The 25,863-nt window shown below is 47.4% G+C and carries 28 protein-coding genes and 1 pseudogene; 14 read left to right on the forward strand and 15 right to left on the reverse strand.

The features are described 5' to 3' along the window. The first annotated feature begins 4 nt into the window (after positions 1 to 4). The gene (locus VP504_RS20360; RefSeq protein WP_325895192.1) at positions 5 to 388 is read left to right on the forward strand and encodes a DUF2541 family protein; all 384 of its coding nucleotides are present in this window, start codon (positions 5 to 7) and stop codon (positions 386 to 388) included. 71 nt (positions 389 to 459) lie between these two features. On the opposite strand, the gene VP504_RS20365 is transcribed toward VP504_RS20360, so the two are convergent. The 4 genes from VP504_RS20365 to VP504_RS20380 form a co-directional block, all read right to left on the reverse strand. Further along, on the reverse strand, positions 460 to 1,323 hold the full coding sequence (locus VP504_RS20365) for an ABC transporter permease (RefSeq protein WP_062713115.1): 864 nt from the start codon (positions 1,321 to 1,323) through the stop codon (positions 460 to 462). Positions 1,324 to 1,326: 3 nt separating this feature from the next. Then, positions 1,327 to 2,187 carry an ABC transporter permease gene (locus VP504_RS20370; RefSeq protein WP_325895193.1) on the reverse strand — a complete coding sequence of 287 codons (861 nt, stop codon included), beginning with the start codon at positions 2,185 to 2,187 and terminating at the stop codon, positions 1,327 to 1,329. Between the two features lie 8 nt (positions 2,188 to 2,195). Further along, positions 2,196 to 3,302 (reverse strand): ABC transporter ATP-binding protein, encoded by a 1,107-nt coding sequence (locus VP504_RS20375; protein ID WP_325895194.1) that lies wholly within the window; start codon positions 3,300 to 3,302, stop codon positions 2,196 to 2,198. A 76-nt stretch (positions 3,303 to 3,378) separates the two neighbouring features. Beyond that, positions 3,379 to 4,440, reverse strand: coding sequence for an extracellular solute-binding protein (locus VP504_RS20380; RefSeq protein ID WP_325895195.1), 1,062 nt, complete (start codon positions 4,438 to 4,440; stop codon positions 3,379 to 3,381). A gap of 561 nt (positions 4,441 to 5,001) precedes the next feature. Between VP504_RS20380 and VP504_RS20385 the strand changes: the two genes are divergently transcribed. Further along, a complete protein-coding gene (locus VP504_RS20385; RefSeq protein WP_062713107.1) occupies positions 5,002 to 5,217 on the forward strand; it encodes a hypothetical protein in 216 nt (71 codons plus the stop codon). A 38-nt stretch (positions 5,218 to 5,255) separates the two neighbouring features. On the opposite strand, the gene VP504_RS20390 is transcribed toward VP504_RS20385, so the two are convergent. Further along, positions 5,256 to 6,578 carry an IS4 family transposase gene (locus tag VP504_RS20390; protein ID WP_325895196.1) on the reverse strand — a complete coding sequence of 441 codons (1,323 nt, stop codon included), beginning with the start codon at positions 6,576 to 6,578 and terminating at the stop codon, positions 5,256 to 5,258. Positions 6,579 to 6,750: 172 nt separating this feature from the next. On the opposite strand from VP504_RS20390, the gene VP504_RS20395 reads away from it, so the two are divergent. The 6 genes from VP504_RS20395 (at position 6,751) to VP504_RS20420 (ending at position 10,096) form a co-directional block, all read left to right on the forward strand. Then, positions 6,751 to 6,921 carry a hypothetical protein gene (locus VP504_RS20395; protein WP_325895197.1) on the forward strand — a complete coding sequence of 57 codons (171 nt, stop codon included), beginning with the start codon at positions 6,751 to 6,753 and terminating at the stop codon, positions 6,919 to 6,921. A 250-nt stretch (positions 6,922 to 7,171) separates the two neighbouring features. Further along, on the forward strand, positions 7,172 to 7,528 hold the full coding sequence (locus VP504_RS20400) for a hypothetical protein (RefSeq protein ID WP_062713105.1): 357 nt from the start codon (positions 7,172 to 7,174) through the stop codon (positions 7,526 to 7,528). A 26-nt stretch (positions 7,529 to 7,554) separates the two neighbouring features. Further along, the gene (locus VP504_RS20405) at positions 7,555 to 7,977 is read left to right on the forward strand and encodes a GNAT family N-acetyltransferase (protein ID WP_325895198.1); all 423 of its coding nucleotides are present in this window, start codon (positions 7,555 to 7,557) and stop codon (positions 7,975 to 7,977) included. Positions 7,978 to 7,980: 3 nt separating this feature from the next. Continuing rightward, the gene (gene fos, locus VP504_RS20410) at positions 7,981 to 8,379 is read left to right on the forward strand and encodes a fosfomycin resistance glutathione transferase (RefSeq protein WP_325895199.1); all 399 of its coding nucleotides are present in this window, start codon (positions 7,981 to 7,983) and stop codon (positions 8,377 to 8,379) included. A gap of 343 nt (positions 8,380 to 8,722) precedes the next feature. Next, positions 8,723 to 9,241: a transcription termination/antitermination NusG family protein gene (locus tag VP504_RS20415; RefSeq protein ID WP_325895200.1), complete on the forward strand. Its 519-nt coding sequence runs from the start codon at positions 8,723 to 8,725 to the stop codon at positions 9,239 to 9,241. A gap of 381 nt (positions 9,242 to 9,622) precedes the next feature. Next, on the forward strand, positions 9,623 to 10,096 hold the full coding sequence (locus tag VP504_RS20420) for a 2TM domain-containing protein (protein WP_325895201.1): 474 nt from the start codon (positions 9,623 to 9,625) through the stop codon (positions 10,094 to 10,096). 84 nt (positions 10,097 to 10,180) lie between these two features. Here VP504_RS20420 and VP504_RS20425 read toward each other — a convergent pair whose 3' ends face one another. The 9 genes from VP504_RS20425 to murQ all read right to left on the reverse strand — a co-directional run bounded on the left by VP504_RS20425 (position 10,181) and on the right by murQ (position 18,130). Further along, positions 10,181 to 10,951 (reverse strand): hypothetical protein, encoded by a 771-nt coding sequence (locus VP504_RS20425; protein WP_325895202.1) that lies wholly within the window; start codon positions 10,949 to 10,951, stop codon positions 10,181 to 10,183. Then, positions 10,939 to 11,475, reverse strand: a complete 537-nt coding sequence (locus VP504_RS20430; RefSeq protein WP_325895203.1) for an RNA polymerase sigma factor — start codon at positions 11,473 to 11,475, stop codon at positions 10,939 to 10,941. Before VP504_RS20430 ends, VP504_RS20425 begins: the two co-directional genes overlap by 13 nt. A gap of 8 nt (positions 11,476 to 11,483) precedes the next feature. Further along, positions 11,484 to 12,188, reverse strand: a complete 705-nt coding sequence (locus VP504_RS20435) for a hypothetical protein (RefSeq protein WP_325895204.1) — start codon at positions 12,186 to 12,188, stop codon at positions 11,484 to 11,486. Between the two features lie 83 nt (positions 12,189 to 12,271). Continuing rightward, a complete protein-coding gene (locus VP504_RS20440; protein WP_325895205.1) occupies positions 12,272 to 12,817 on the reverse strand; it encodes a nucleotidyltransferase family protein in 546 nt (181 codons plus the stop codon). A gap of 116 nt (positions 12,818 to 12,933) precedes the next feature. Further along, the gene (locus VP504_RS20445; protein ID WP_325895206.1) at positions 12,934 to 14,007 is read right to left on the reverse strand and encodes an SGNH/GDSL hydrolase family protein; all 1,074 of its coding nucleotides are present in this window, start codon (positions 14,005 to 14,007) and stop codon (positions 12,934 to 12,936) included. Positions 14,008 to 14,377: 370 nt separating this feature from the next. Beyond that, positions 14,378 to 14,608, reverse strand: a complete 231-nt coding sequence (locus VP504_RS20450) for a hypothetical protein (RefSeq protein ID WP_325895207.1) — start codon at positions 14,606 to 14,608, stop codon at positions 14,378 to 14,380. A gap of 531 nt (positions 14,609 to 15,139) precedes the next feature. Beyond that, positions 15,140 to 16,348, reverse strand: a complete 1,209-nt coding sequence (locus tag VP504_RS20455) for an ammonium transporter (RefSeq protein WP_325895208.1) — start codon at positions 16,346 to 16,348, stop codon at positions 15,140 to 15,142. Between the two features lie 404 nt (positions 16,349 to 16,752). Beyond that, a complete protein-coding gene (locus VP504_RS20460; protein ID WP_002540711.1) occupies positions 16,753 to 16,989 on the reverse strand; it encodes a hypothetical protein in 237 nt (78 codons plus the stop codon). 241 nt (positions 16,990 to 17,230) lie between these two features. After that, a complete protein-coding gene (gene murQ / locus VP504_RS20465; protein ID WP_325895209.1) occupies positions 17,231 to 18,130 on the reverse strand; it encodes an N-acetylmuramic acid 6-phosphate etherase in 900 nt (299 codons plus the stop codon). Between the two features lie 178 nt (positions 18,131 to 18,308). On the opposite strand from murQ, the pseudogene VP504_RS20470 reads away from it, so the two are divergent. From VP504_RS20470 to VP504_RS20495, 6 genes and pseudogenes are all read left to right on the forward strand, one after another. Beyond that, positions 18,309 to 19,253, forward strand: a pseudogene (locus VP504_RS20470) (methyltransferase domain-containing protein). A 403-nt stretch (positions 19,254 to 19,656) separates the two neighbouring features. Further along, complete coding sequence (locus VP504_RS20475; RefSeq protein WP_325895210.1) at positions 19,657 to 21,516, forward strand: S8 family serine peptidase; 1,860 nt, start codon at positions 19,657 to 19,659, stop codon at positions 21,514 to 21,516. 14 nt (positions 21,517 to 21,530) lie between these two features. After that, positions 21,531 to 21,983 carry a hypothetical protein gene (locus VP504_RS20480; protein WP_325895211.1) on the forward strand — a complete coding sequence of 151 codons (453 nt, stop codon included), beginning with the start codon at positions 21,531 to 21,533 and terminating at the stop codon, positions 21,981 to 21,983. Between the two features lie 157 nt (positions 21,984 to 22,140). Beyond that, positions 22,141 to 23,130 (forward strand): glutathione S-transferase family protein, encoded by a 990-nt coding sequence (locus VP504_RS20485; RefSeq protein WP_325895212.1) that lies wholly within the window; start codon positions 22,141 to 22,143, stop codon positions 23,128 to 23,130. Between the two features lie 11 nt (positions 23,131 to 23,141). Then, entirely contained in the window at positions 23,142 to 24,119 is a 978-nt protein-coding gene (locus tag VP504_RS20490) for a glutathione S-transferase family protein (protein WP_325895213.1), read from the forward strand. 32 nt (positions 24,120 to 24,151) lie between these two features. Continuing rightward, the gene (locus tag VP504_RS20495) at positions 24,152 to 25,318 is read left to right on the forward strand and encodes a questin oxidase family protein (protein ID WP_325895214.1); all 1,167 of its coding nucleotides are present in this window, start codon (positions 24,152 to 24,154) and stop codon (positions 25,316 to 25,318) included. Positions 25,319 to 25,412: 94 nt separating this feature from the next. Here the strand turns inward: VP504_RS20495 and VP504_RS20500 are convergent, their stop codons facing one another. Beyond that, positions 25,413 to 25,808 carry a DUF2750 domain-containing protein gene (locus tag VP504_RS20500; protein WP_325895215.1) on the reverse strand — a complete coding sequence of 132 codons (396 nt, stop codon included), beginning with the start codon at positions 25,806 to 25,808 and terminating at the stop codon, positions 25,413 to 25,415. Positions 25,809 to 25,863 lie beyond the last annotated feature (55 nt).

Below are 25,863 nucleotides of genomic sequence, written 5' to 3' on the forward strand. Positions count from 1 at the left end.
AAAGATGAAAATGAAATCCTGGTTTTCTGTGGTTTGTCTGTCTTTGGGCTTATTGGGTGCGAGTGCAACAGTGCATGCAGACGACGACATCACGCTGGGTCGCACGATTGTGTTTGAAAACACTGATTACGGTGCACCCATTCCATTGCTGGTTTGTCGCCGTGTCGATGCTATTCAGGTAAAAGCTGACCGCGACATGTATTTGCGAAAGGTGGTGGCAACATTTAAAAACGGCGACACCAAAACGTTCCGTTTTTACCGAAATATCAAAGAAGATGACACCACGGACTGGCGCGAACTGCCGTACAAACGTTGTGTGAAGAAGCTGGAAGTTTTCGGTGAGTCGAAAAACTCATCGGCGGGTGTGAGAGTTTACGGACGCACCTAGTTGCCACACAAAACTGAAAACAGCAGCCATATACAGCTGCTGTTTTTGTTTTCAAAACCTTGTTGCTCCAGCTATTCAGTTTTTGCTGACTTCGATGAAAACCAGATGCTGGCGAGTGCCAAAAGACCCGAAGCGACCATCAAAAGCAATGACACTGCATTGATGACAGGCGTCGAGCCTTCGCGTAGGCGGTCGAACATGGCAATGGTTAGCGGTGCATCCGAGCCGACTAACATCAGTGTGGTGTTGAAGTTTTCAAAGGACATCAAAAAGGCAATGATCGCCGCCCCAATCAATGCGGGCTTTAAAAATGGCAGGGTGATAGTGACCACCGCTTCCATTTTGGTGGCGCCCAAATTCAAAGCGGCCTCTTCCAGGCTGATATCGAATTTCCGTAATCTCGCTGCAATCACCAAAGTACAGATGGTGGTGATGAACGCAAATTGGCCTAACACGACCAAGACTAACCCTGGCCGCATCCACTCAATATCCCACCCAATACTGTCTTCGATGCCATTGGCGATGGTGCTACTCATCAAAAGGATCGATACCCCTAAAATCACGCCAGGGATCACCAGCGGTAACAACAGCAACACATAGCAAAACCCTTTAAAGCGAAAGTCAAAGCGCTCAAACAGAAAGGCGTTGGTGGTAGCCAGAAAAAGTGAACAGACTGTCACGGCAATAGCGACAAACAAACTGACGCCAATACCGTCGGTCAGTTCCCTGTCGTTGAATATGCCTACCTTTGGCTCGCTGTCGCCAAAAAACCAGGAAAGGGTAAAGCCGTTCCAAGGCAGTGATGGAAACAGACTATCGTTAAATGCAAACACGGCGACAACAACAAGGGGCAACATCAGGAACACAAAAAATAGAGCAATATATCCCTGATAAATGCGTGAGAATGGCCGGTTGGTGGGCAATGAAGGAATCATGGTTCACCCCATGGTTTTCACGAAAGACTGACGGGTTATTTTTAGCCCGCCCCACACCATCATTGAAGAGAGTGCGAGCAGCAAAATGCCGAACGCTGAACCCTGCTCCCAGTTAAACCGGGTGATGAACTGGGTGAAGATCTGTTCGGTAAACCACAGGCTGTCTTTGCCGCCAAGAAGCGTTGGTGTCAGGTAGTTACCCAGCGTCAGCATAAAGACCACAATGCAGCCCGCGACAATGCCGCTCATCGCATGGGGGATCACCACTTCGCGCAGCACATCCCAACTGCTGCCGCCAAGGTCATAAGCCGCTTCTATCAGACTGTTATCCAGGCTGTCGAGCGTGGTAATAAGCGGCACTACCATAAAGAGCATGGAAGTATAAACCAAGCCCAGCATGATGGTGGCGTCATTGTAAAGGAGCTCGACTGGCTGGTCTGCAAGCCCGAGATATTGAAGCAAACCGCTGACAAGACCAGACTCGCGAAGCAGGATCATCCAACCATAGGAACGCACCAGTTCACTCACCCAGAAAGGTAGGAGGCAGGCAACAAACAGTAGGCTTTTGGTTTTACCCTGACACACTTTGGCGATGTAAAATGCCACAGGAAAGGCAATCAGCAGTGTCAGTGCGGTGGCCAACAGCGACATGATGGCGGTGCGGGCAAAGGTTCGCCAATACAAAGGTTCGGTAAAGAAGGTAGCGTAGTTATCCATGCTCAGGATTTTTCCGCCACCTACTACACGATCGTGAATCGAGATATTGAACATCTGCACGTGAGGCAAAATGATTAGCAGTGTCAGCCAAAGTAAGAATGGCGTCAGCAGCAGGTAGAGAGCCAGGCGGTTTCCACGTTCTATCATGCGCCCTCCTAACTCTGGACGGGCAGACAGCGTGAAACGGCTGCTTGCCAGTGAATGAACAGCGGATCGCCGGGGCGGATAGTGCGAAAGCTTTCTGTTTGTGGCAACTGCACCGAAAAAAGATTTTGGTTTGAGGCACTTTCTACCACCAATTGGCTGCGTGAGCCGTCAAACAGGATTTCTTTTACCTGCACACCAAACCCGTTCTCCGCCTGTGGTGGTTTTTGATCGGGCAGCGCGATGCTGATGGCTTCCGGGCGGACGAAGACGTCTATTTTATCGCCCACCTTCATCGTTTGGTTGGTGTTGGCCATCAAGCGTTCACCATATTGGCCCGTGATGGTGACAGTCTGCCCGTTAACGTCTGCAACCGTGCCTGAGCGGTGATTGTTTTCACCCACAAACTTGGCGACAAAGGCGGTGGCTGGGGAGTAATAAAGATCCTGTGGCGAACCGAGTTGTTCGAAGCGACCGTTATTCATCACGGCGACCTGGTCGGACATCACCAGTGCTTCCGACTGGTCGTGTGTGATATACACAAAGGTGGTGCCGAATTCCTGCTGAAGGTGTTTGAGCTCCACTTTCATCTGCTCACGGAGTTTGAGATCCAGAGCGCCTAAAGGCTCATCAAGCAACAGTACGTCTGGGTTGAGTACCAGACAGCGCGCAATGGCGATACGTTGTTTTTGTCCGCCGGATAATTGGGATATTTGCTTGGGCCCACTGCCAGAAAGCCCGACTCTGGCGAGCACTTCATCAACCTTGCGGTCTATTTCATTCTTCGGTGTTTTTCGGCGGCGAAGACCATAACCAATGTTTTCAGCTACCGTCATGGTGGGAAACAGCGCCAGATGCTGGAACACCATGTTCACTGGACGACGGTTGGGAGCAATGTCGTTAACACGGCTACCCTTGATGATGATGTCACCCGACGTCGGCTGCTCAAAACCGGCCAGCATTCTCAGCAGGGTGGTTTTTCCGCAGCCAGATGGGCCAAGGATAGAAAAGAAACTGCCTTTGGGTACGGTGACATCAATGTTATCCACTGCCGTGAAGCTGCCAAAGGACTTTTTGAGGGAGTGGCATTCCAGATCGGGAATCGGGTTTTCTGACATATAAACAGCGCCTGTGAAATTGAAAATGAAGAGAAACGGCCTGCATGATGCAGACCGTCTAGGTACAGTCTGGCGATCAGTTCGCTGCTTTCACGCGATCCAGCACCAGACCTTCCATTTCTTCCAGACCAGCAGGAACGGTTGGATACCATTTGATATTGTCGATATCAGCCTGAGGGAAGCTCGCCTGGAACTGGGCTTTCGCCGTATCATTTACGAAATTGTCGGCACCTTTAGAAGCAGTGAAATTACCTGCAGATTCGGTGATTTTGGCGGCAATTTCCGGCTGATTAACGAAGTTAATCCATTTGTAAGCAGCATCGACAGCTTTTGACTTTCTAGGAATCGCGAAGGTATCAATCCAACCCAGTGCACCTGATTCAGGCGCCACAAATGTGATGTCGGCATTGTCGCGGTTCACCTTCCAGCCGCCCGCATCCCAGGCCATCGCGCCCACAACTTCTCCGGATCTGACAAGGTTCAGCAGCTCATCACCACCTGACCAATAGGCTTTCACGTTCGGTTTGCACTCGATCAGTTTTGCCTGCACTTTATCGAGAATCGCCTGATACTTGGCAGGATCGCTGTAGGCAGCAAATGGGTCTTCACCCATTGCGAATGCAAAGCCGATAAGGGTTGGGCGTTTCAGGCGGTAGGAAACCTTACCCTTGTAGGCATTATTACAGAGGTCCGTATAATCTTTGATGCCCGAAGCACTCTTGGTATCGACAACCAGACCGCTGGTGCCCCAGATGTGAGGAACGCCATATACCGCGCCTTCCAGTCCGGTATTGTTTTTGGTCGCTTCCAGCATGGAAGGGATTAGCAGACTGGTGTCAATTTTTGACAGATCGATTGGTTGGTAAATATTGAAGTCGCGCTGCGCACCTGTGATGCGATCCTGACTGGGTTGGACGAGATCAAAGCCTGCGCCTCGGGTAGCGCGGAGTTTTGAAATCATGTCCTCGTTGTTGGACTTGGTGACTTTAACGTCAATACCGGTTTCTTTCTGGAATTGGTCAATGACTTCCTGTGGTGCATAACCACCCCAAGTGAGTAAGCGGAGTGTTTCAGCGTTGGCAGTTTGAGCCAGCAGAAGGGTGCTGGCAGCCATGATAGTCAGTTTCATGCTGTTCATCTTATTTCCCTTTTGTCCTGTTTCCGTTTTATTTGTTGTTTGGGTAGATAGCCTAAAAAACCAAGCAAATCTAGATAGCTTAGGTTCTGGTGTAGTCTCCCACTACACCTGCTCGCAAGACCGGTACAGTGGGACTTCGCACCGAACGTTACGAGTGATTTGTTATAAATTTATTGCATAAAAATAAAGATAGCGTGACACAAAGTTCGGAAAATGACGCACTTAGGATATTTTCGGTCCTGAAAAGATCCAGAGATATGCACCTGCGTGATATGACTGCCTGCTTCAAAAATAGCGAGTCCAAAACGTCCATTTCGACAGAAATCTCCGAGAAGACGGCTTGATCGATTGCATGACAGGCTGTAAAAGTCTTACGTGGATGTGACTGGAAATTTACGGTGAATCGAAGAATTCCTTGTCATGTATTCGCACTTACGGAATAACTTAGTGGTACATCGAAGTTATGTGATGTCCTAATTTTGATTCAATTATTCGTCACATTTGCCTGCTAGCCTCGGAATTGGGTTTACGGAAAAACCTGAACGACGAGAGGTATGCAGTATGAAGCTGGTGAATGTACTTAGCGGCGATATCGTCAGAGAATCAGACAGTCTGGAAGAGCTCAAAGCCCTAGGGGTTAGCATCGCATTACGCGACGGTGCCAAAGCGACCCATTGGAGCTTTGAAGACGCTTCCAACCACCGTATATCGGGCAAACGGGCGCTCAGCCTGAGAGATGAAGAAGGCGCGATATATCGTATCTTCCTCCCCAAATAGAATGTTAAAAGGCAGCGTATACGCTTAATGCATGTGAATTAAGCTGAATGACGCTTTCTAGAAGGCCTAGTCGCATAGCGACTGGGCCTTTTCTTTACTGCTCTGGGATATGTCCTCTCCCGCCTCTCTGGAAGCACAAAGCTCTCTGCCATATCGAGGATATATCTGAGTACTTCTGGGTATCTGCCCGGCGCGACAGCCGGAAGCATCTGCAACTGACTCACCAAAAATATCGATGCCTGCTTAAAGCCTATTTGGTATGGCATCACCGTATTCAAGGAATACGCCATCTGGCACATCATAAAACGCAACAGGTTATAGGCGAGCAGCATTCCCCAAAGCTCCTGTTTCACTAACGCCGGCGTTTTACTTCTTAGCGTCAGGCTATTTTGAAGCATGTACTGTTTCATCTCTCGGTAGCCTAATTCGATTTCCCAGCGATGACTGTAGAGCTCTGCGATATCTGCACCTATATAACGCTTAGGATCGGTCATGGAAGTCAGCAGTTTGACTTCTTTCCCTTTTATCTTGGTGGTAATGAGTCTGGCTTCCAGTGTATCCGGCGCATCTACCCACTTCTTTTTCGCTTGGGCAGTCAGGGAGAGTTCAACCAGCTCCTGACCGCGTCCCAGTTTTCTTAACGTCTTATATTGCGCCCCTTTACGCAGGGGAATTAGCCAGTGTCTTTCCTCTCCTTGGCTTTGCCAACGATGGAGAAGTCCCAATGCATAGAAGCCTTTGTCAAACAGGGTAAGGCTATTGTCTTGGGCTTTGTCGATAAGCTGAGCGGTGAGGTCAATCTCACTGACCGAGACGGAGTCAAAGGCGGCACTGTTGAGCAGATGGCTCGTCAATTCCATGTGGCAGACCATGCGAACTTGAGGATAGTCTGACGTCGTTGTTTTATTACCTGTTCGACTAAACGCCTTATCATTGTCAGTCGTATCAGGTGTTCGCCAAACCACACCATCGACGGCATGCAAAGTGAGTCCGTACCAATCGGGATGCGGGGTTTTCTCATGCCACAATTGCTGAGTTTGGTTGAACACTGCTTCTACGGGTTCATGTCCTAGTTTCTTACGGGCATGAATCACCGCGCTCGGCGCAACAAAAGGCTTCTTACCCGGAAGTAATATATCGAGCTGAGAGACCACCTTGCTCATCGATAGATGCCGATAAAGAGACATTCCCACCACGCTCCACACCATCAGTTCCATGGGGAGTCGACGCTTACGAATCGTGGCGACGCCCGTGTCTTCAAGACATTGATTAATCAGTGTGGGGCAAAGGAGATCTGATAGCCCATTGAGTTGGTCAGCAGAGAATTGGTGTATTCGGTCGAGCGCTTGCCTTAAGAACATAAAGAAATCCGAGTGCAGAGAAACACTCGGATTTTGACAGCCTATAAGGATCGTTCAACCGATCATTTATTGCTTAACTGATCGGCATTAAGCGTATGACGCTGCCTTTTTTGTGCCTGATTGGTCGTCAAGCAAAGCCCAATAATATCCACATATTCAAAGAGTAAGGAAAGTGAACTGGCAAGCTGAATTCTCGGCGAGATTCACAAATTACCTTTCATTTCTGGCATATGATGAAGTCATCCAAGGTCGACATGAGGAGTGTATGGAAGCTGTTGTAGGTTTGATTATCCCGACTGGTGTTGACGACTTTATTATGCGAAAAGCGGGTCTCCACGGCTGACTGGGAAACCAAACAATCACAGAAACGTGAATAAAATAAACATCGCTTTTTGGTTTATTCGCTTTTACCTCTTTACCTCGTAATCAAAGGCCACCTGCAAAGGTGGCCTTTTCTCATTTTGACTCACACTTCGTAACAACAAATTGGGTGAGGCTGACGCACGGCATTCAGACTCGCGCTCCTCTTCTGATATTATCGGACAAATGGAAAGCGTGTGCTTTCGACAAGATGTTTTTGGGAGAATCTCTGAATGGATCTGAAAGGTCTGGAAAAATACCTGGCGCTGAACCACATCGACTTTAAATCAGCGACTGATAACGATGGATTGCTAATCAATCTTGGTTTTTTGGTGGGGCGCGTGCATGTGCGTTACGAAGAAGACAGCAAGACTTTTGATTTTAATGACAAGCCCCGCTGGGTTATCCAAATCGTACTAATGGCTTTGATGCTGTATTTTCTGGCGACCAACTTTACTATCTACTCCCAGCTTCAGCTTTATACCTGTATTGCTGTTACTATCGCGATGTTCGGTATCTTTGGCTACAAAGAATCCCGCATCAAAAAGCTGAAAAATGCGATAAAGGAAGATTCACAACCAATCAGCTAGCACTGAATTGAGCTCAGGGAGAAGTGATGGAATATCATGTTGTTGCCAACCCAACAGAGCAGGACATCATGGACGTGCGTGGCGGGCTTCGGGCGTTCAATGACCCTTTCGTCGAGCATCTGAATGAAATGCAAATGGCGGTCTTTGTTGTTGATGAAAGCGGCCAAAGGCGTGGTGGTATTGTCTCGCGCTTCTGGGGTAACTGGATGCACATCCTGTTCCTCTGGATTGATCCTGCGCTGAAAGGGGAGGGTATCGGCAAAACCCTGATGCAGAAGATGGAAGCGGAAGCAGTCGGCAAAGGGTGTAAATCTGCCATGGTCGATACCTTCAGTTTTCAGGCAAGACCATTTTACGAGTCATTGGGTTACCGTAATCAAATGACACTGGATGCTTTTCCGGGTGACGAACATCAGCTCCACTTCCTCACTAAAAAATTGGTAGATTGAGTCATGTTAAAGGGACTCAACCACATTACGCTTGCGGTGTCTGATTTAGAACGCTCACTTGCTTTCTATCTTGATATTCTGGGTTTTCAAGGTCATGTCAGATGGGATGGTGGTGCTTACCTTTCTTTGGGATCTCTTTGGCTTTGCCTCTCTATTGATGAGCCCTGTGATAAAAGTGATTACTCACATATTGCGTTAGATATTGAAGATAAAGACTTTATTTCGTTCGCTATGTCCGTGCGTGAGAAAGGTGTGAATGAGTGGAAAGAGAACCGTAGTGAAGGAAATTCGCTTTACCTCCTGGACCCAGATGGTCACAAGCTGGAAATTCATGCAGGAAGCCTTCAAAGTCGACTCGATAGCCTAAGGAAGAAACCTTACTTGGAGCAGAAGTGGTTATAGCGCTGAGCCATAAAGCTTGGGTGCAACTTTAGCGGTTTCTCACCGATGTGTGAGCCATACCATAATGCGTTTCTGTAACTAGAAGTCACTTCACGCTACCGTCCATTCTTGCTTCCTTGCAGCCTATTAAAACGATATCATTCGAGTATCAACTCTATATGTTTTCGGTGTGCTTTTCTAAGCGTTGGGTTTTGTTGGTAACCCAAGGTTTCGCGTTGGCTACCATTCTAATAATCAATTTCCATTTCATCGCGATTACCGCTTCAAATGTACTTGAGTCGATTGTTTTTCACGTCTGAATGTTTATCGGCGTGGCTTGTATTTTTTACTGGAGAGATTCGAATTGCATTACTATAGATGGTATGCAGTTTATACCCATTTCAACGAGGAAAACCTTCTCCGCGATTATCTGCTTTCACAAGGGTATGAAGCCTATTTACCTGAGCGCAGGTTCTGGGAAACAGTTGGTAATAAGCGAAGAATCGCTTACGAGCCATTGTTTAAATGCCACCTGTTCGTGCGCACGACACAGGCAGGTCTGCAGAAAGTGAAGCAGGCACCGGGCTTTTCGCATTTGGTGCGCCATGGCAAATACGTGGCGACGATTCCTGAATCGCATATTGTTAAGATCAAAACGATTCTCTACTACTACGAAGATGCGACATCTATCTCCAATAATGATGTGGATGGCGTGACGGTTGGTGTCGTCAGTGGTCACTTAACAGGTATGACTGGTATTCTCCTTCATGGTGAAGGGGAAAGGCCCATCGCGATGGAAATCGATCATCTTGGCTATTCCATCAACGTAAGAGTACCGATGGAAACCATCTTCCAAACCAAAGTGCCTTCGCTTATCTCATAGATCACTGCGAACACCTTGATAAAGGGCAAGCCAATGGCTTGCCCTTGCTACTTGTATGCCCCTGTCCTCATTTCAGAAGCCCTGCTTTCGGCGCAGATTGGTTTATATTTTAGACCTCTGAAGGTATCGAAAATGTAGCCAAACCGTTTGGTGAAGCGTGGGTGTCGGTGATTGAAACTGACGGGAGTGTGTTTTTTTCGTCTTATTATCATTCTAGCGGGTGTTTGTCGCATAGAAGACGTCTGGATTTGATAAATAACAGAATCACGCTAACCTTTTGTTTTTAAAGTAGTGTCATGTGTGTGTCGGGTGCGTGACGTTCCTGACAACAGGGAAAATTGGGTAACTTCTGAAGTGTCCACAGCAAAAAGGAAAAACAAGATGATTGTCAGGAAATTACGATTACAGCGTGGCTGGTCGCAAGAGCAACTTTCTGAAATGAGTGGCCTGAGTGTCCGCACTATTCAGAGAATTGAACGTGGCGACAAACCGGGTTTGGAATCGTTGAAGTCTCTGGCGGCTGTCTTTGAAATCCAAGTTTCTGACCTTCAAAAAGAACCGGAGCCCGATATGAGAGAAGAAGTGAAATACACTTCTGAAGAAGAGCGTGTGATAAACCAGATAAGGGAAATTAAAGGGTTCTATTCCCATCTGATGACTTATGTGTTGGTGATTGGGCTACTGTTTGTGATTAATTTCCTGACCAGTCCAGATTACATTTGGGCATGGTGGCCAGCGATGGGTTGGGGGATAGGTATCACGGTTCATGCACTCAACTCTTTTGAAGTCCTGAATTTCTTTGGCCCTGAGTGGGAAAAGAAACAAATAGAAAAGCGGCTCGGTCGTAAGCTTTAACTCAAATGAATACGTCATGAGGCCAGCTTATTGCTGGCCTCTTTAGTTTAAAACCGACGCTTAGGTAACCAATTTGTTGGCTTGTCAAATGGCGTTCCAGTTACTCAATTCTACGCATCGACCGCGATAAAGCACCTGACTGCGGGGTGTTTCGCCAATGGTGACGATCAGCTCTGAGCTATTTTTCAACTGTTGCCATTCTGCTGGAGATAGAAAACGTGTGTCATTGATGTTCCTCAGCGTGTCTATTCGGATGATATTTCCTGTTGCTTTATCACGCATCCAAACAGTGGCGGTTTCAGGCGGTAACTCGGATTCACGCAGGTTGCGCTGAAGGCGCAGTGTTGACTTGGCCCCTCCTAACCCTAAATATGCGACGATAGCAAAAAGGTTGTGCTCTTGTTCGGAAGACATTAAAGCAAAATAGTTTGCAGGTTGAACAATAATAGGCCCTTTCTTTGGTGCCTCCGGTGGCATGATATTCGGACTTATCAGTACACCAATAACCAGCGAGAAAGCCAGTGACAAGGGCATGGTGATGGCTTTCCACCAAGGTGCTTTAGCTTCGACCTTCGAACCCTCGCTTTGCGGGTCAACAGCAGTAACAATATTATGCCAAACCCGTTCCGGTGGTTTGGTATATTCCCACTCAACATTCGCATCGATAGAAGGTGTGAACGCAGCGAAGTGCTGCTGCCAATGTTCGATGTACTCCCACCAACTCGGGTCTTGGTTCATCAGTGACTCAAGGCGGCGCTGAACTCTTGGTGTGAGCGTTCCAATGACATACTCTGCGGCAAGCTTGTCGCGCAGTTCTGCGGATTGGTAGCGCTTGGCAACGTTTAATGCAGGCATCGTTTAAGCTCCATCAGTCCGCGTCGAATCCATGATTTTACTGTTCCCAGTGGTGAGTTCACGTGTTCGACAATCTCTTCGTGGCTCAGGCCGTGTTCGTACGCAAGGACGATGACACAGCGCTTTTCAGGTGTGAGGGCTTGCAGGCAATAACTCAGTTTCTGATGCTCTGGGTGTGCGTTGTTTTCAAGCATCTCCAAACCTCTCTCGGCCTCTGATATGGGGTCAGAGACCGATTCTTCCTTTGAATATCGCGCCTTTCTTAGCTCATCAATGGCGAGGTTTCGCATACTCTGGCAAAGCCAGGCCCAAGGATAGTCTATGGGGTAGTTGTGCTGCCTGAACCAGAGCTTCAGAAAACCCTCCTGCAACAAATCAGCTGCCAGCCCTTCGTCTTTGACGATAGAAACCAGTAAATGATACAAGCGCGAGCCTGTGAGCGAATAGAGCGCTTCAAAAGCGCTCCTGTCTTTTAGGGCAATGCGGGAGAGTAACTCGCCGACTTCCTTGGTATCGAGTCTCAAAAATCACCTCATAGCGGCACCATGTGCCAGATGTCCTTCACGCCGTCTCCTGTCGTTTGGCCTGGCGCAGTATCTTTAATCCATCGGTAAAGCGGCATACCTTTGTATGTCCACTGAACGTTCCCATCCTTGCGCTTTGTTACTCCAAAATCACCGGACAATTTCAGGGATGCCATGTTCTGTGTGTTCACCAAAGCAGGTGGCCAATAAGCGGCGCAGTCCCCATAGCAATTGGAGATACCCTTTTCATCTTTATCAAACGTATAGAGGGTAAAATTGTCGCTATCCACCAGATAGCGGCGTTTATCATCGTTATATAGCCGGACTGTCACATCATCGGCACGCGCTAGTGGCCAAACGCCTGCGATACCCGCCCCTTCGATATCGCCAGCCTTAATGTCTTTAAACCAGCGATAAAGCGGTGCGCCCCGATACGCCCATTGTTCGCTGCCATCATCACGGTTGATGATGCTAAACCCCGGCTGACTGCCATAGAGTGTGTTTGTCGCCGGATTAACAGAAAGTGGCGGCCATTTAGCTGCGCAGCCACCGTTGCAGACTGACTTACCGGTAGTATCTTTACTGAAGGTATAAAGTGTGCGTCCGTTTGGATCGACAAAAACTTCACCAACAGCAGTGTTGACAGTGTTGTCTGCGGCGATAGCCAGCGTTGGAAACGCTAGCATGACGCCGACAAGCATAGGTTTGTACATGGGATTTCCTTCTCTTTATTTTTGACATCATTAGACAGCGCTGTCAGAGAAAGAGACGGGATAGTGCGTGGTTTGGATGCAGATTATTCAAAACTTTTTTTCACGGCTAATTTAGGCCAGTGCGAGAGCCAGTTTTTAGACTGAATGCGCTGCTGGAAGATGGCGGCGTCGCGTTTGGGGTTAGGCGTGATTTTTAATGCAAATAGGGATTCAAACCCGAATGGGGAGATACACTCGAGCGAGTTGTCATTAACGAGTCTGATTGCCACGGCGGTTTCTATTTCTGGCCAGAAACTCATGGCATCTAAGATGTCCATATAAGGCTCATCATCGTTTCTCAGGTGCATATGGGCTTGGTTGCGAACTTGCCAATTCAGTGAGGGCAATATCGTATTTAAGTGCAATTCATACCTCAGGTGAGCGCTTACGTCGGTTTCATCATCTTTGAAATAAATCACATCCACATCATTAAGTGGTGTAGCGGTTTCTTTGTTGTGTAAGCGGTCCCAAACAAGGTTTCGGACAAAACCAGCAGCGATATAACACTGAGGCAATTTTAGACTGCGTGTGGCATAGAGCGCCTGCATGCGCAACGGGTCGCCCTGAACCCATTCAATGATGGTCTGCATCTTCAGGTTGTTTGGGTATATAGAAAATAGCTGATGAATGAATGTTACCACTGAAGTTTGAGAAGAACGCCTGCCGCCGAGAAAATCGGGGGCAGGCGAACGTTTGCAAAGAGGCATTACAGAAGCTTGTTGGCCTGAATAAAGTCAGAAAGCTTGTTGGCAATGTCCTTGTGTTCTTCAGAAGTAGGATGCCAGATACATCCTTCAAGTGGAGAGACAAAAGTATGGCTATAAATACCTTCGTAACCTTGGGCATTCAGCCTTTGAATCGCTTCGCTGGTTGCTGGAATAATGTAGTCATAAGGGTAGGCTGGCCGAGGCATTAAGATAACATTTACGCCACTGTAGCGCTGGCGAAGTTCACCGACAAATTCAACCATACGGTCTGTCCAGTCTCTTTTCACTGCCTCAATATCCACCCAAGGTTCATGAGGCTGAGGATCGGTGCTGAAATCATTGGTGCCTACTTCTACAACAATAAGGTTTGGATGTGTGTCTTCGAAATCATGGGTGAGCCCAAAGACCGCACTGGCCTTGTCAGCGTAATAGGTAAGATCATGATGAGGCTGGTTACCACTCCAGTTTCTGATCAGCCCCAAGCCTGAAAATGAAACCTGTGTAATGCTGGCATTCAATACTTCGCCGGTTTGATAGGGGAAAGCGAGGCGGGCATTTGAAGACGCATACACCTCCCCCCAGGTACATTCACGCTTATTTGATTCACTGCCGAAGCCTGCACTGATTGAATCCCCGATAAATAGAATATGGGGTTGTGTCTCCCAAATGCCTTGCAGGCTGCCATCGTGATCAAAAGAGATAACCTGGGTGAGTGAATCATAGTTTTCGGTTCGCTTAACGATTTCCACTTGTACTTTTTTTGGATCATCATTTTCTAATAATGTAAACGATTGTGGTTTATTTCCGCGAGCGGTAATAAGTTTTTTGGTCAGCTTTCCATCAATTAAAACATCAAAATGATCGCCATTTCCAATTAGGGTAACGCTTAGTGTGTGACCGCTAAATTGGGTTTTAACTGATGTCCCTGGCCAATTGAGTTGCACTATGCCTTCAGAATAATATTTGATAGTGCGACCTTCATAATTGAGCGTATGGTGAGTTGCAGGTACAGATTGTGCGACAGCATTTACAGCAATTAGCAATAAAGAAATACATCCGAGTTGTTTAAGCATTTTTTTGTCCCATTTGGATTTTGAGAATAGACCTTCTTCAATAAGTAGATGACTCACTTCCCGACTTTGAAAGTGCGAAGGTAGTGATAAGAAAGATTAAATATCTCCAGCTGATAGAATGAAAAGCCAATGATGGAATTTGCGATAGTAAATGCTTGAAAACTTGTACAGAGTAGGGTTTGTAAAGCTGATAAGTCAGTCAGAATACATAGCCACTTGAAGTGCTTCTAAGAGTGAAGAAAAACAAATGGAGCCCATTATGGGCTCCATATATTTATCTGTTAGCAGCGCGGTTCTGTTCTATATCGCCCGCAGGTGTTGATAGGTTTTTCGCATGCTTTAGAGTATTATTGAATAACAGCGAACGGACTTAATTCAACCACACATCGCATATGGCATCAGTCCACGAGTTTCTTAATTTTGTGCTGACTTCATTATCATGAAGTAAGACTTCTATAAAATCGACGTCGCACCTATCACGATATTTTTCGAAGATTTCACGGGTTACACTTTGCGCTTCATTTCTAAGCGCATCGCTGATCGAATCTCCCACTCGTAGTTGTCCCAATACATCTACTGCTTGCATATATTCTAAATCCATGTTCCCTCCCCTTTAGGGAAATATTCCAATAGTGTCAGCTTGCCAAATTTGTCAAAGTTACATTCAAAAGACATATGTCTATTAAATAATAATTGTTGTATTTATAGTTTGCGCATATTAATAGGTTCGTCAATAAAAAATGTCACATATATATTGTATATGTATTATTAATGAGAATTATTGAATATATGCATATATACCCAAACAACCTGAAGATGCAGGATTCAACTCGCCCGAGGGGAGGCCCTCAATGCGCCCACTTCTTCGTTAAATCCCACGGAAATTGAACGACTATTCCTCGTGGAATTTGCCTCGAATTGAACGCATTGATGACCTCTGAATGCGAGCATCTTCAGGTCGTTTGGGTATAGGAAATGTTTATGGGGTTTGGTAGATAGGTTTGGAGTGTAGATGAGAATTGATATGTGATTTTTAGTCTCGATACTATAAAAGAATATATTGTAAGCCCCTAATTTTAAAGAAAAGCCCCGCTTGATTATGAGGGGCTTTATCGCAGCATTGATGGTTAAATTAGTCTTCCGACGTTGCTCCGATTTTGTGAATAGCTAAGTCAGCGCCATTATATTCGTCTTCTTCGCTTAAGCGAATACCTGCTGCTTTTTCAACTAGAGTATAAACAATCCAACCACCGATAAATGCGACAACGACACCTGCAGCTGTACCGATGATTTGAGCTATAAGGCTAACACCACCAAGGCCACCAAGGGCTTCTGAGCCGAAGATGCCTGCTGCGATACCACCCCAAACACCACATACGCCGTGAAGTGGCCATACACCCAGCACGTCATCAATTTTGAAACGGTTTTGGATAAGGGTGAACAGCCATACAAACAACACGCCCGCTACACCTCCAGTGATTAAGGCACCGATCGGGTGCATCAAATCAGAACCGGCACAAACGGCTACAAGGCCTGCCAATGGACCATTGTGTAGGAAACCAGGGTCATTCTTACCTGCAATGAGGGAGGTGATGATACCGCCGACCATTGCCATTAGGGTGTTTACTGCGACAAGACCACTGATACCGTCCATGGTTTGTGCAGACATCACGTTAAAGCCGAACCAACCCACGGTCAGAATCCATGCGCCAAGTGCCAGGAACGGAATGTTGGAAGGTGCAAAAGCAATTAGCTTATCGCCGCGGTAACGGCCTTTACGAACGCCAAGAATCATAATGGCAGCCAGTGCAATCCATCCGCCAACAGCGTGAACCACGACTGAACCAGCGAAATCATGGAAAGGGGCGCCAAAGGTTGCTTCTAGCCAACCCTGAAAACCAAAGTTACCGTTCCAGATTAGCCCCTCGAAAAATGGATAAACAAAAGCGACGATGGCTGCGGCAGCAATCAACATGGGATAGAACTTGGCACGTTCGGCAACACCGCCGGATATGATGGCTGGAATCGCGGCGGCAAAGGTCATTAAGAAGAAGAACTTCACTAACTCATAGCCGTTACCCTCGGATAGGACGCTGGCGCTGCTGAAAAAATTAACGTCGTAAGCGACCCAGTAGCCAATAAAGAAATAGGCGAGCGCTGAGAAGCCGAAGTCGGACATGATTTTGACCAAGGCGTTGACTTGGTTGCGGTGACGGACTGTACCGACTTCCAGAAAGGCAAAACCTGCGTGCATTGCCAATACCATAATGGCACCGATCAGAATAAAGAGCGTGTTCGCGCTTTCTGACAGCGTTTGAATCGCGCTACTAATATTTTCCACGTTGTAAATCCTCTACTTCCTTGAGATTGAATTTCCTGTGGATGGGGATAGCACAAAGCGTGCCTGAATGATCTAAATAAGTGCACGAAAGCGCCACAAGTGTGCAAATATGGATTAAAACAATGATATTTATATAGAAAATCATGCACCACTCAAGATGTCTATTGATATTGGAAGCGGGGATATTCAAGAGAAGGGATGTTTGATGCGCTTAAACGGGGCATGTTTGCACTATCTTTGTGCGAAAGTTAATGAAGCGTAAACGAAATGACTGACGCCGTGCTCTTTATTGTTCCTTTTTGATGGATGTGAAACCACAACTACAAAAGAACGCCACGATCACAACGCCAGCCAAACTGGCGGAATCCTACATCTTCAGGTTGTTTGGGCGTAAGATCAGCCGCTTATCTTTGCTCTAGCCATACATCACAGATGGCATCGGTCCAACTGTTTCGTAATTGCGCGCTGACCATGGAATGATCTAGCAGTGAAAAGATAGCGTCGATATCGCACTTATCTTTGTGCTTATCGAAGACTGCTCTAGCTACCTCACCGGCCTCGTCCCTGAGTGCTTCACTGATTGAGTTTCCTACCCGTAATTGGCCCAAAACATCAACCGCTTTAATGTAATCTAAATCCATTTTCCCTCCTAGCCAGAGAATTCAGTTTGATAGTTTACAAAGAAGAGTGTCAAATACCCTTCAATGCCTAAATTATCAGGCATTTTGGGTTTATTTGTGTATGCGTTTTGAGACTTATGCACTGTGTGTCTTTGAAGGCATTTTTGGAGAGAGGCGGCTCCTTGGTACCGAAGCAGCGAAGACACATCATCGTTAACTTGGGTATAGAGCAGCATAAAAATGCTGTTGACGGTTATCTGGCTTATGTCTTAAGCGCTTGACGAATAAAGCCGTTGTGCTTCTCGAGCCGTGCTGTTGCTTCTTTGGCATCAATACCTGCCAGAATCATTAAAATTGCTGTTTTACAGTGGCGGTTAGATGCTCGAAGTGCGACTTCCGCTTCATCAGCACCTGCGCCTGTCGCTTCGACGACGATGTTGACCTGACGCTGCACCAACTTGGCATTGGTTGCTTCAACGTCCACCATCAGGTTGCCATACACTTTGCCGCTGCGGATCATCGCTCCTGTTGTCAGCATGTTCAGCACCAGTTTTTGCGCCGTTCCTGCTTTCATTCTTGATGAGCCGGTAACAATTTCGGGCCCTACAACAGGAATGACGGAGATATCTGCTTGATCTGCCATCGCGCATAAAGGGTTACAAACAATTGCGGCTACGGTTGCGCCGACAGATTTGGCGTACCGCATTCCACCTAGCACATAAGGCGTGCGGCCGCTGGCTGCAATCCCCACCACTACGTCTTTAGCGGTCAGCTTCAAATCCACCAGATCCTGTTTGCCCAGCTCGACATTGTCCTCGGCGTTCTCAACTGCTTTCAAGATGGCCTGATGTCCCCCAGCTATTAAACCGACCACAAGTTCAGGCTTGGTGCCGTAAGTTGGTGGACATTCACTTGCATCCAGAATACCCAAACGACCTGATGTGCCTGCCCCCATATAGATAAGGCGACCGCCCTTTACGAACGCCTCCGTGATGGCGTCAACAGCTTGGGCAATTTGCGGGAGTTGTTGTTTAACCGCGAGCGCCACTTTTTGATCTTCCTGATTGATCACTTCGAGCATTTCCAGCGTGGAAAGTTTGTCGATTTCTGCGCTTGCAGCGTTACGGCTTTCTGTGACCATTCGGGTGAGATCTATTTTCATCAGTAGTGTACTCATTTATTAGCGGATTTTTGTGAGACCAGTATTCCTGAAGCGCAGGGATAAACTCAAGAAAAAAGGCATTTTTCCCATACTTGAACCGGGCCCCAATGCGCTCTCTTCTTCGTTAAATTACAAGGAAATAGAATGACTATTCCTTCTTTATCTGCGGTAGAGCGTTATGCATTGTAAATTCTTCGATCAGCACGAGTGCCGTTCATGCGAACTGAAGGGGGCTCCTTACACCCAGCAAGTTGCAGATAAAGATAACGCGCTGCCGCAACAAAGCGAAGATGGTGGTGCTAGGGGCTGTTGACCTTTGGTGGTTAAATTTTGTTCTAGCTATAAGCGTTTTAGGCGCGGCGAGGTGTGTGCCGCCTAGTCATTCTAAGCAAATACACCTCAACAAAGCATAAACGCTTAGAGTACGGGACGCGCAGTCGAACCCTTCGGGCAGCGTTTGTGGGGAATTTCTGCTGCGTTTCCGAAAGTCCGTGTCGTGTCGGTGAACCTGCAACCTGTTCACATGGCGCGTCTTGAAGGCGATGAAGAAATTTTCCTCACAGAGGATGAGCACCTTATTGAGCAATTCAATGACGTACCGTTGGCCGTGCGCCCGAAAAGCTTTTTCCAGACCAACCCGGAAGTTGCTGTGAAACTATATGCGACAGCCCGTGAGTGGGTGAATGAACAGCAACCAAAACATATGTGGGATTTATTCTGTGGTGTAGGTGGCTTTGCCTTGAATTGTGCATCGGTGACTGAGTTTGTAACGGGTATTGAGATTGAACCCGAAGCCATTGCCAGTGCGAGGCGCTCTGCTGGCCAAATGGGGATAACGAACCTCACATTTGATGCCCTGGATTCCGCGAAATTCTCTTTGTTGCAAGATAGTGCACCTGATTTGGTGTTGGTGAACCCACCACGCCGAGGCTTAGGTAAAGAACTAGTCGAAAAATTGGCAGAGCTTGCGCCTCAATACATTATCTACTCCAGTTGTAACCCGCAAACACTGAAAAATGACATTGACGATTTAAAAAAATATTTTTTAAAAAGATTGCAGTGGTTTGATATGTTCCCTCATACAGAACATACTGAAGTCATGGTATTAATGGAAAGGAAATAAGAGGGCGAGGCCCCTATTATTTCCTTTCCTATCAGATAAACTCTCTTTATCACCTTCAAATAAATATTACCTCAAACGTCTTTTTCTATCTCAATGAAACCGATATGTATAAATATCTATGCATTTTATGTGGAGTTATATCCATTGCGGTTCTCAGGTTAGAATCTTAGTATCCAGATAAGTTCAGCCTTTATAGGCTTGATTTAGCACTGTAACGAAAACTGTTGGAAACCAACCCTATGCGTAATTAGTTATCATTTACTAACATTTGTTATTTTTTCTGGATATAATTATGCGATCTACATCACTATCATAGCATTCCTTCATTCCTCTCAATAATATATTAATAAAAACGAGCGTTGATTAATTGCTCAATCTTGTTATCTATTTTTTGGGAATAATAATGAATAAAAAACGGATTATTGCGCTAACAATTGGCTCTGCCATAGCTTATTCAGGGGCAGCATCTGCAACTGACAGGTTTTATGAAAACCGCTGGTTAATTCCGGGAGATCCTCTTCTAGAACATCAGTGGAATTTATTAAACAATGGTCAGGCTGCATTTTCTGCAAATGGTGGTCGCACAGGATACGATCTTAACCCTTGGCAAACACACCTTTTTGGTTATCAGGGACAGGGCGTGACAGTCGCCGTTGTTGATGACGGATTGGAAATCGCCCACCCTGATTTGGCGGCAAATGTTAAACCTGGTTCATGGGATCTCGTCAACAAAGACAACGACCCGACACCTTGGGACCCTGATGCTTCGCATGGTACCTCAGTGGCAGGAATTATTGCTGCCGTGGGTAACAACAATGAAGGTATTCGCGGCGTGGCCCCACGAGCTGGACTCAAAGGCTTTAATTATCTTGAAGAGCAATCACTGGAAAGCTGGCTGATTGCACACGGGGCGGATTCGCGTTCGGCAGATGCGCGTGTCTTCAACCAAAGTTATGGTAGCAACGTACTGTTCAGCCGACCATTTGATCTGGATAACGATCTGTCTCTAGCTACACAGGACGCGGTTTACCAAGAACAAAGCACTACGGCGCATCAAGGGCGAGGTGCACTCTATGTGAAGTCAGCAGGTAATGGATTTGGCCGCACTTCTATCATGCTGGGAGAGAAAATCTACCGCATATTGCCGAAAGATTACGATACTGCAGACGCACCAAACCAAGGGCTGCCTTGGCAAAACAGTAACCTTTCCCACAATAACGCAAACTACTGGAACATGACCGTCAGTGCCCTGAATGCTGATGGTCTGCTTGCTTCCTACTCTTCTGTTGGTGCGAACGTGTTCTTGACGTCACCAGCGGGTGAATTCGGTCGTGACAAGCCTGCGCATGTCACGACTGACCTGACTGGCTGTGATCGTGGTTATAACACCACCGAGAAAGCTGACAGAAACGGCCTTCACGGTGGTACAGCTGAAGATCCGAACTGTAATTACAACGGCGTGATGAACGGAACGTCTTCGGCAGCGCCCAATGCTTCAGGTGCTGCTGCGTTGATAATGACCGTCCGCCCAGATCTGTCGCAACGTGATATTCGCCACATCCTCGCGAAAACCGCCACAAAAGTGGATAAAGCACATGTAGACACAGTGATCAATTATGTTTCTCAAACTGGTGAAAACAAAGCTGTGGTAGGTCTGGAAGGTTGGTCCAAAAATGCCGCTGGATATGAGTACAGCCCTTACTATGGTTTTGGTCTGATTGATGTCGACAAAGCGATGTTTGAAGCGCGCCTTTATCAGGCATTACCTCCAATGAAACTGACCGAGTGGAAATCTGAGACGACAGACGTTGTTGTACCGGATGCGGGTAACGAAGCGGTAGGCAATGGCATCGTGATTGATGATAACCTCACTGTGGAATCTGTGCAGGTCAAAATCGACATTGATCACGAACGTACCAGTGATCTCTTGATCGAGCTAGTTTCCCCTTCAGGGACCAGCAGTGTTTTGATGTCACCAAGTAACAGCATGGTTGGACGTTCACTGCTTCAGGGTGTTGGTCAGCAGGTCGGTGAAGAAAGCCGTGGTTACCGCGATCACTTGATGCTGAGTCACAAGTTCTACGGCGAGCCTGCCTCGGGTGAATGGCGAATTCGGGTTACCGATGTGAGTAATGAATTTGATTACTGGATCTTGCGTAACCGTAAGAATGAAGCCGAGGAATATTACTTCCCTCGCAGGAACAACAGCGTTGACGGTGTGTTGAATCACTGGTCTATCCGTGTCATCGGTCATCAAGGTTAAGGGAGAGAATAACGATGAAACTCAAAGCAATTTTGCTTAGCACTGTGCTGATTTCTGCTCCTGCTTTGGCGGCAGGTGACCCGGGAGAACTGGCTGTTTTAGCACCTCAGGGTGAAGCGGTTGTGATCAATGGGAAAACCTTCTACAAGAATACCCCAAAAGCGTTTTTACTTTTCCGTCTCTTCGGCTCTGAAGAAGCACCAAAGGTATATGCCGGGGAAATACTGACGGATGCAACGGGCTTGGTGACCCATAAGACCAGCGGACTCATTCTGGTTAAGGCTGACAAAGCCGCAGCAGAATCTTTGGCGAAAGTGAATAATCTTTCACTGATTTCAAATGCAGGTGGCGTTGTGGTACTGAAAGCAGCATCTGGCGCTGAGTTGACAGAACTTGTATCTAACCTTGAAGATCAAGGCTTGAAGGCACAGCTCGAAGTATTCAGCGAAACGAAAAAGCCAGAATAACATTCACCATCATTTCCAAGGCCTCGAAAGGGGCCTTTTCTATTTTTCAATTGTTCTAGTTTGAAGAACAATCATTTCAATATTCTGCTGTTTTTCCTCAGTTAAATAACACCTATTGTTAGCCCATCAGCAAATTACACAGCTTGGAGGCACGGCAATGGGCTTATTGGTAGATGGTGTTTGGCGCACCAATTGGTATGACACCAGCAAAACAAACGGACGCTTTACCCGAAAAGCGCCGAGCTTTCGAAACTGGATAACGAAAGATGGTTCGGCGGGGCCTTCGGGCGAAGGCGGCTTTAAAGCAGAGCCGGGTCGCTATCACCTCTATGTTTCACTGGCTTGCCCTTGGGCGCATCGCACCCTGATTTTCAGAAAGCTGAAAGGGCTGGAAGCCATGATTTCGATTTCGGTGGTCAATGGCTTTATGGGCGATGATGGATGGACCTTCCTGCCGGGTAACGATGTGGTCGAGGACGCGATTAATGACGCGACTTATTTGCACCAGGTATACACCACCGCGCTACCGGATTACACCGGACGCGTCACGGTGCCAGTGCTTTGGGATAAGAAGACCGGAACCATAGTGAGCAATGAGTCTTCAGAAATCATTCGTATGTTCAACAGTGCGTTTGATGATGTCGGTGCGCTTGCGGGTGATTACTACCCAGAAGCACTGCGGGAAGCGATTGATGAGATGAACGATTTTGTCTACCCGAACATTAATAACGGTGTGTATCAAGCTGGGTTTGCGACCACGCAGGAGGCTTACGATGAAGCAGTGGAAGACGTATTCAGTGCGCTGGACAAACTGGAAGCGCATTTGGCGACCAATCGCTACCTCGTGGGCGGGCAGCTTACTGAAGCAGACTGGCGTTTGTTCACCACACTTATCCGATTCGATGCTGTTTATGTCGGACACTTCAAGTGCAGCCGTCGCCGGATCAGTGAATACCCAAACCTGTCAGGCTACCTTCGTGAGCTTTACCAGTTCGCGGGTGTCGCAGAGACAGTAAATATCGACCATATCAAGGCGCACTATTACGCCAGCCATGAAACGGTCAACCCAACCCGCATTGTGCCGATTGGCCCGGCGTTGGATTTCGATGTACGGCACGGACGTGAAAACGTCGGCACTGCGCAGTAAGGAGGTTAGAGATGGGCAAGTTAATTGAAGGCCGTTGGCTCACCGATGACCAACTGCGTGAGTGGGAAGAAAAACAGTATTCAGAAGCAAACGGACGTTTCGTTCGCGGCGTTGCCAAGTTTCGCAATTGGGTCACCGCAACGGGAGAAGCCGGGCCAAGTGGTGAAGCTGGTTTTAAAGCCGAAGCAGGACGTTATCACTTGTTTGCAGCACTGAACTGTCCTTGGGCGCATCGTACCCTGATTTACCGCAAGGTCAAAGGACTGGAAGACGTGGTGGGTTTGTCGCTGGTGGCACCACTTCGCACCGAGCAAGGTTGGGTGTTCGATAACACCGAGGAACGCTTTACCGACAATTTGCTTGGGCTTGAAGCCATGCACCAGCTTTATGTGAAGTCGAATCCCGATTTAACCGGCAGAGTTACTGTTCCCGTGCTTTGGGATAAAAAGACCCAAACCATTGTGAGCAATGAATCGTCGGAAATTATCCGCATGTTCAACAGTGCGTTTAACGAGATTAACGGTGATACGCAGGACTTCTATCCGGAAGCGTTGGCTAAAGAGATTGATGACACCAACGACTGGATTTTCAACACGGTCAACAATGGCGTGTACAAATCCGGGTTTGCCAGAACGCAGGATGCGTATGACGAGGCAGTGACTGCGTTATTTGCATCACTTGAAGAGATTGAAGGGCGCCTTGGCAAACAAGCGTTCTTGCTGGGTGATGCCATTACCGAAGCCGACTGGCGATTGCTACCGACATTGGTGCGCTTTGATGTGGGTTACTTCACCGCCTTCAAGTGCAACCTGAAAGCACTGCGGGATTACCCAAATATCTCAGCGTATTTGAAAACACTGGTAAAGCAGCCGGGTGTGAAAGACACCATAGATTTGGATGTATATCGCCGAGGCTATAACTCGAAAAGCCCACTTAGAAATCCGCAAGGCATTGTGCCCGTTGCGCCATACGTGAGCTTTCTGGATTAAACAAAAAGCAATCAACGCAAGGAGGATCCATTATGTTGTTCTCAACCAAAAATAAAGAAAGACGCTTTCACGCGGCAACAGAAATGTCTGCGTTGGTCAATGACGAAATGCAGCGCGACAGCGCATTCCACCCGAACCTTGGTGGCGTCACCCAAGGTGGTATGTCGAACCATTACCCAATGACGATTATGTCGCTGCAGGGGTTAGGTGCGACCGATGATGAAATCAAAGCATTCCGCAGTAGTTGGCCACGTTACCGTGCGCGTATCGAAGAAGACCTTAACCTGCGCGATACCGGTGTCGTGACCGAAGAGAATTGGACGGAATACCTGGGGAAAGCGGAATACCTTGCCGATTTCCAACGCCTTTTCTTCGAAGGGCAGGAAGCAGCGAACGACCAAACGGCGTATCTGATGGGCGTACTTGAGAAACTGCAATACGCGCTGCCAATGGGTCTGTTTCACCCGGTGATCCGTTTGAGCTTTGCCATTATGCATGGCGACAAAGGGCTGATTGCAGATGCCTTAGCGTACTGGGCGATCCGCTTTGAAGATATGTACAAGCGCATGTTGCCGCCGCGCATTGATATGTCTGCACAGTCTATTACTGCAGAAGCGCAATGGCTGAAAGTGCATGCTGCCAAACCTGAAATCACCCGTTTCGGTGGTAGCTTGCAAATTTGCGAGATGCTCTGCTCAGATACCGTGCTTCATGATATTTCGGTAGCAGATGAGTTCTTTATTACTGAAGAAAACATCGAGCTTAAGATGCGCGAAATTGGCGACAGGGCGATTGGTTTGTACCTGTATGAACCTGCATTGACTACGCTTCATGCCGTCACGAGCTTTCAGGCGTTGGCAGACATCACCAAGCGTGTACTGGCAGAAGGGAATGGTTATCGTCCTTTGCTGGCTGAACTATGGCAACGCTATTGGATATGGTTAACCGGTCTATACATCGAGAAGGGTTATCCGAAAGCCCTGCCGACATTGGATAAAGATACGCTGGCATACGTGAATGCTATCGACTGGGCAGACATTGCCAGCGGAATCCGCAAAGTGCCGGAAGTGCATGCCATTAAGATGGTATTCAGCTGCAAATGGCTGTTTGAAGAACTGGATGCAAATCCGTTATTTAAAGCTTCAGCCATCAATGTATTGGCGGATCACACCCATGTGAAGCCAGTGAAATTGAGCTGATAAATTTGCAGGTCTGCAAAAATAGAGGTGTAAATAAAAGAGCGGGCATTGCCCGCTCTTCTTAATGTCACTGTCAGACAAAGGTCAACAGACCCTAACGCTTTTGCTTTTTCGCCTGATTGGTCAGATCGAAGTCAAATTCATCAGGGAACAGCACCACACCTTCCAGATCGGTATTTGGGAAGGCAACGATGGAAAGTTCATCGTCCAGAAGACCGTTAGTCCAGCGGCTGTGCCATTTGTTGAGGCCAATTGGCTCAGGTTTACAGTGTTCCCACTCACCGGTTGCCCATTCTTGTGCGAACTCTTCATTTGGCCACACTGGTACACAATCTTCGTCTTCGGTGTTGAGCATCACACAGCCGTGCTCATCAGTCAGGATCCAGATTTCGCGGTTTTCGACCACTTCCTTCACCATATATTTGTAACGTTGGTCTACGTCGAATTTCAGGATTTCAGCAATGCGTTCCTGAGTCAGCGTCTTTGCCATTTTGATTTCCACCGGGCAATAAGATAAGAGTGGCATTATCGCAAGATGTGAGTGT

Origin of the sequence: Grimontia sp. NTOU-MAR1, from assembly GCF_035758505.1 — a bacterium.
Taxonomy (GTDB): Bacteria; Pseudomonadota; Gammaproteobacteria; order Enterobacterales; family Vibrionaceae; genus Enterovibrio; species Enterovibrio marinus.

Excerpts from the sequence above, each read along its gene's own strand:
- VP504_RS20360 (WP_325895192.1), top strand. The coding sequence starts at position 5 with ATGAAAATGAAATCCTGGTTTTCTGTGGTTTGTCTGTCTTTGGGCTTA.
- VP504_RS20365 (WP_062713115.1), bottom strand. The coding sequence starts at position 1,323 with ATGATTCCTTCATTGCCCACCAACCGGCCATTCTCACGCATTTATCAG.
- VP504_RS20370 (WP_325895193.1), bottom strand. The coding sequence starts at position 2,187 with ATGATAGAACGTGGAAACCGCCTGGCTCTCTACCTGCTGCTGACGCCA.
- VP504_RS20375 (WP_325895194.1), bottom strand. The coding sequence starts at position 3,302 with ATGTCAGAAAACCCGATTCCCGATCTGGAATGCCACTCCCTCAAAAAG.
- VP504_RS20380 (WP_325895195.1), bottom strand. The coding sequence starts at position 4,440 with ATGAACAGCATGAAACTGACTATCATGGCTGCCAGCACCCTTCTGCTG.
- VP504_RS20385 (WP_062713107.1), top strand. The coding sequence starts at position 5,002 with ATGAAGCTGGTGAATGTACTTAGCGGCGATATCGTCAGAGAATCAGAC.
- VP504_RS20390 (WP_325895196.1), bottom strand. The coding sequence starts at position 6,578 with ATGTTCTTAAGGCAAGCGCTCGACCGAATACACCAATTCTCTGCTGAC.
- VP504_RS20400 (WP_062713105.1), top strand. The coding sequence starts at position 7,172 with ATGGATCTGAAAGGTCTGGAAAAATACCTGGCGCTGAACCACATCGAC.
- VP504_RS20405 (WP_325895198.1), top strand. The coding sequence starts at position 7,555 with ATGGAATATCATGTTGTTGCCAACCCAACAGAGCAGGACATCATGGAC.
- fos (WP_325895199.1), top strand. The coding sequence starts at position 7,981 with ATGTTAAAGGGACTCAACCACATTACGCTTGCGGTGTCTGATTTAGAA.
- VP504_RS20420 (WP_325895201.1), top strand. The coding sequence starts at position 9,623 with ATGATTGTCAGGAAATTACGATTACAGCGTGGCTGGTCGCAAGAGCAA.
- VP504_RS20425 (WP_325895202.1), bottom strand. The coding sequence starts at position 10,951 with ATGCCTGCATTAAACGTTGCCAAGCGCTACCAATCCGCAGAACTGCGC.
- VP504_RS20435 (WP_325895204.1), bottom strand. The coding sequence starts at position 12,188 with ATGTACAAACCTATGCTTGTCGGCGTCATGCTAGCGTTTCCAACGCTG.
- VP504_RS20440 (WP_325895205.1), bottom strand. The coding sequence starts at position 12,817 with ATGCAGACCATCATTGAATGGGTTCAGGGCGACCCGTTGCGCATGCAG.
- VP504_RS20445 (WP_325895206.1), bottom strand. The coding sequence starts at position 14,007 with ATGCTTAAACAACTCGGATGTATTTCTTTATTGCTAATTGCTGTAAAT.
- VP504_RS20450 (WP_325895207.1), bottom strand. The coding sequence starts at position 14,608 with ATGGATTTAGAATATATGCAAGCAGTAGATGTATTGGGACAACTACGA.
- VP504_RS20460 (WP_002540711.1), bottom strand. The coding sequence starts at position 16,989 with ATGGATTTAGATTACATTAAAGCGGTTGATGTTTTGGGCCAATTACGG.
- murQ (WP_325895209.1), bottom strand. The coding sequence starts at position 18,130 with ATGAAAATAGATCTCACCCGAATGGTCACAGAAAGCCGTAACGCTGCA.
- VP504_RS20475 (WP_325895210.1), top strand. The coding sequence starts at position 19,657 with ATGAATAAAAAACGGATTATTGCGCTAACAATTGGCTCTGCCATAGCT.
- VP504_RS20480 (WP_325895211.1), top strand. The coding sequence starts at position 21,531 with ATGAAACTCAAAGCAATTTTGCTTAGCACTGTGCTGATTTCTGCTCCT.
- VP504_RS20485 (WP_325895212.1), top strand. The coding sequence starts at position 22,141 with ATGGGCTTATTGGTAGATGGTGTTTGGCGCACCAATTGGTATGACACC.
- VP504_RS20490 (WP_325895213.1), top strand. The coding sequence starts at position 23,142 with ATGGGCAAGTTAATTGAAGGCCGTTGGCTCACCGATGACCAACTGCGT.
- VP504_RS20495 (WP_325895214.1), top strand. The coding sequence starts at position 24,152 with ATGTTGTTCTCAACCAAAAATAAAGAAAGACGCTTTCACGCGGCAACA.
- VP504_RS20500 (WP_325895215.1), bottom strand. The coding sequence starts at position 25,808 with ATGGCAAAGACGCTGACTCAGGAACGCATTGCTGAAATCCTGAAATTC.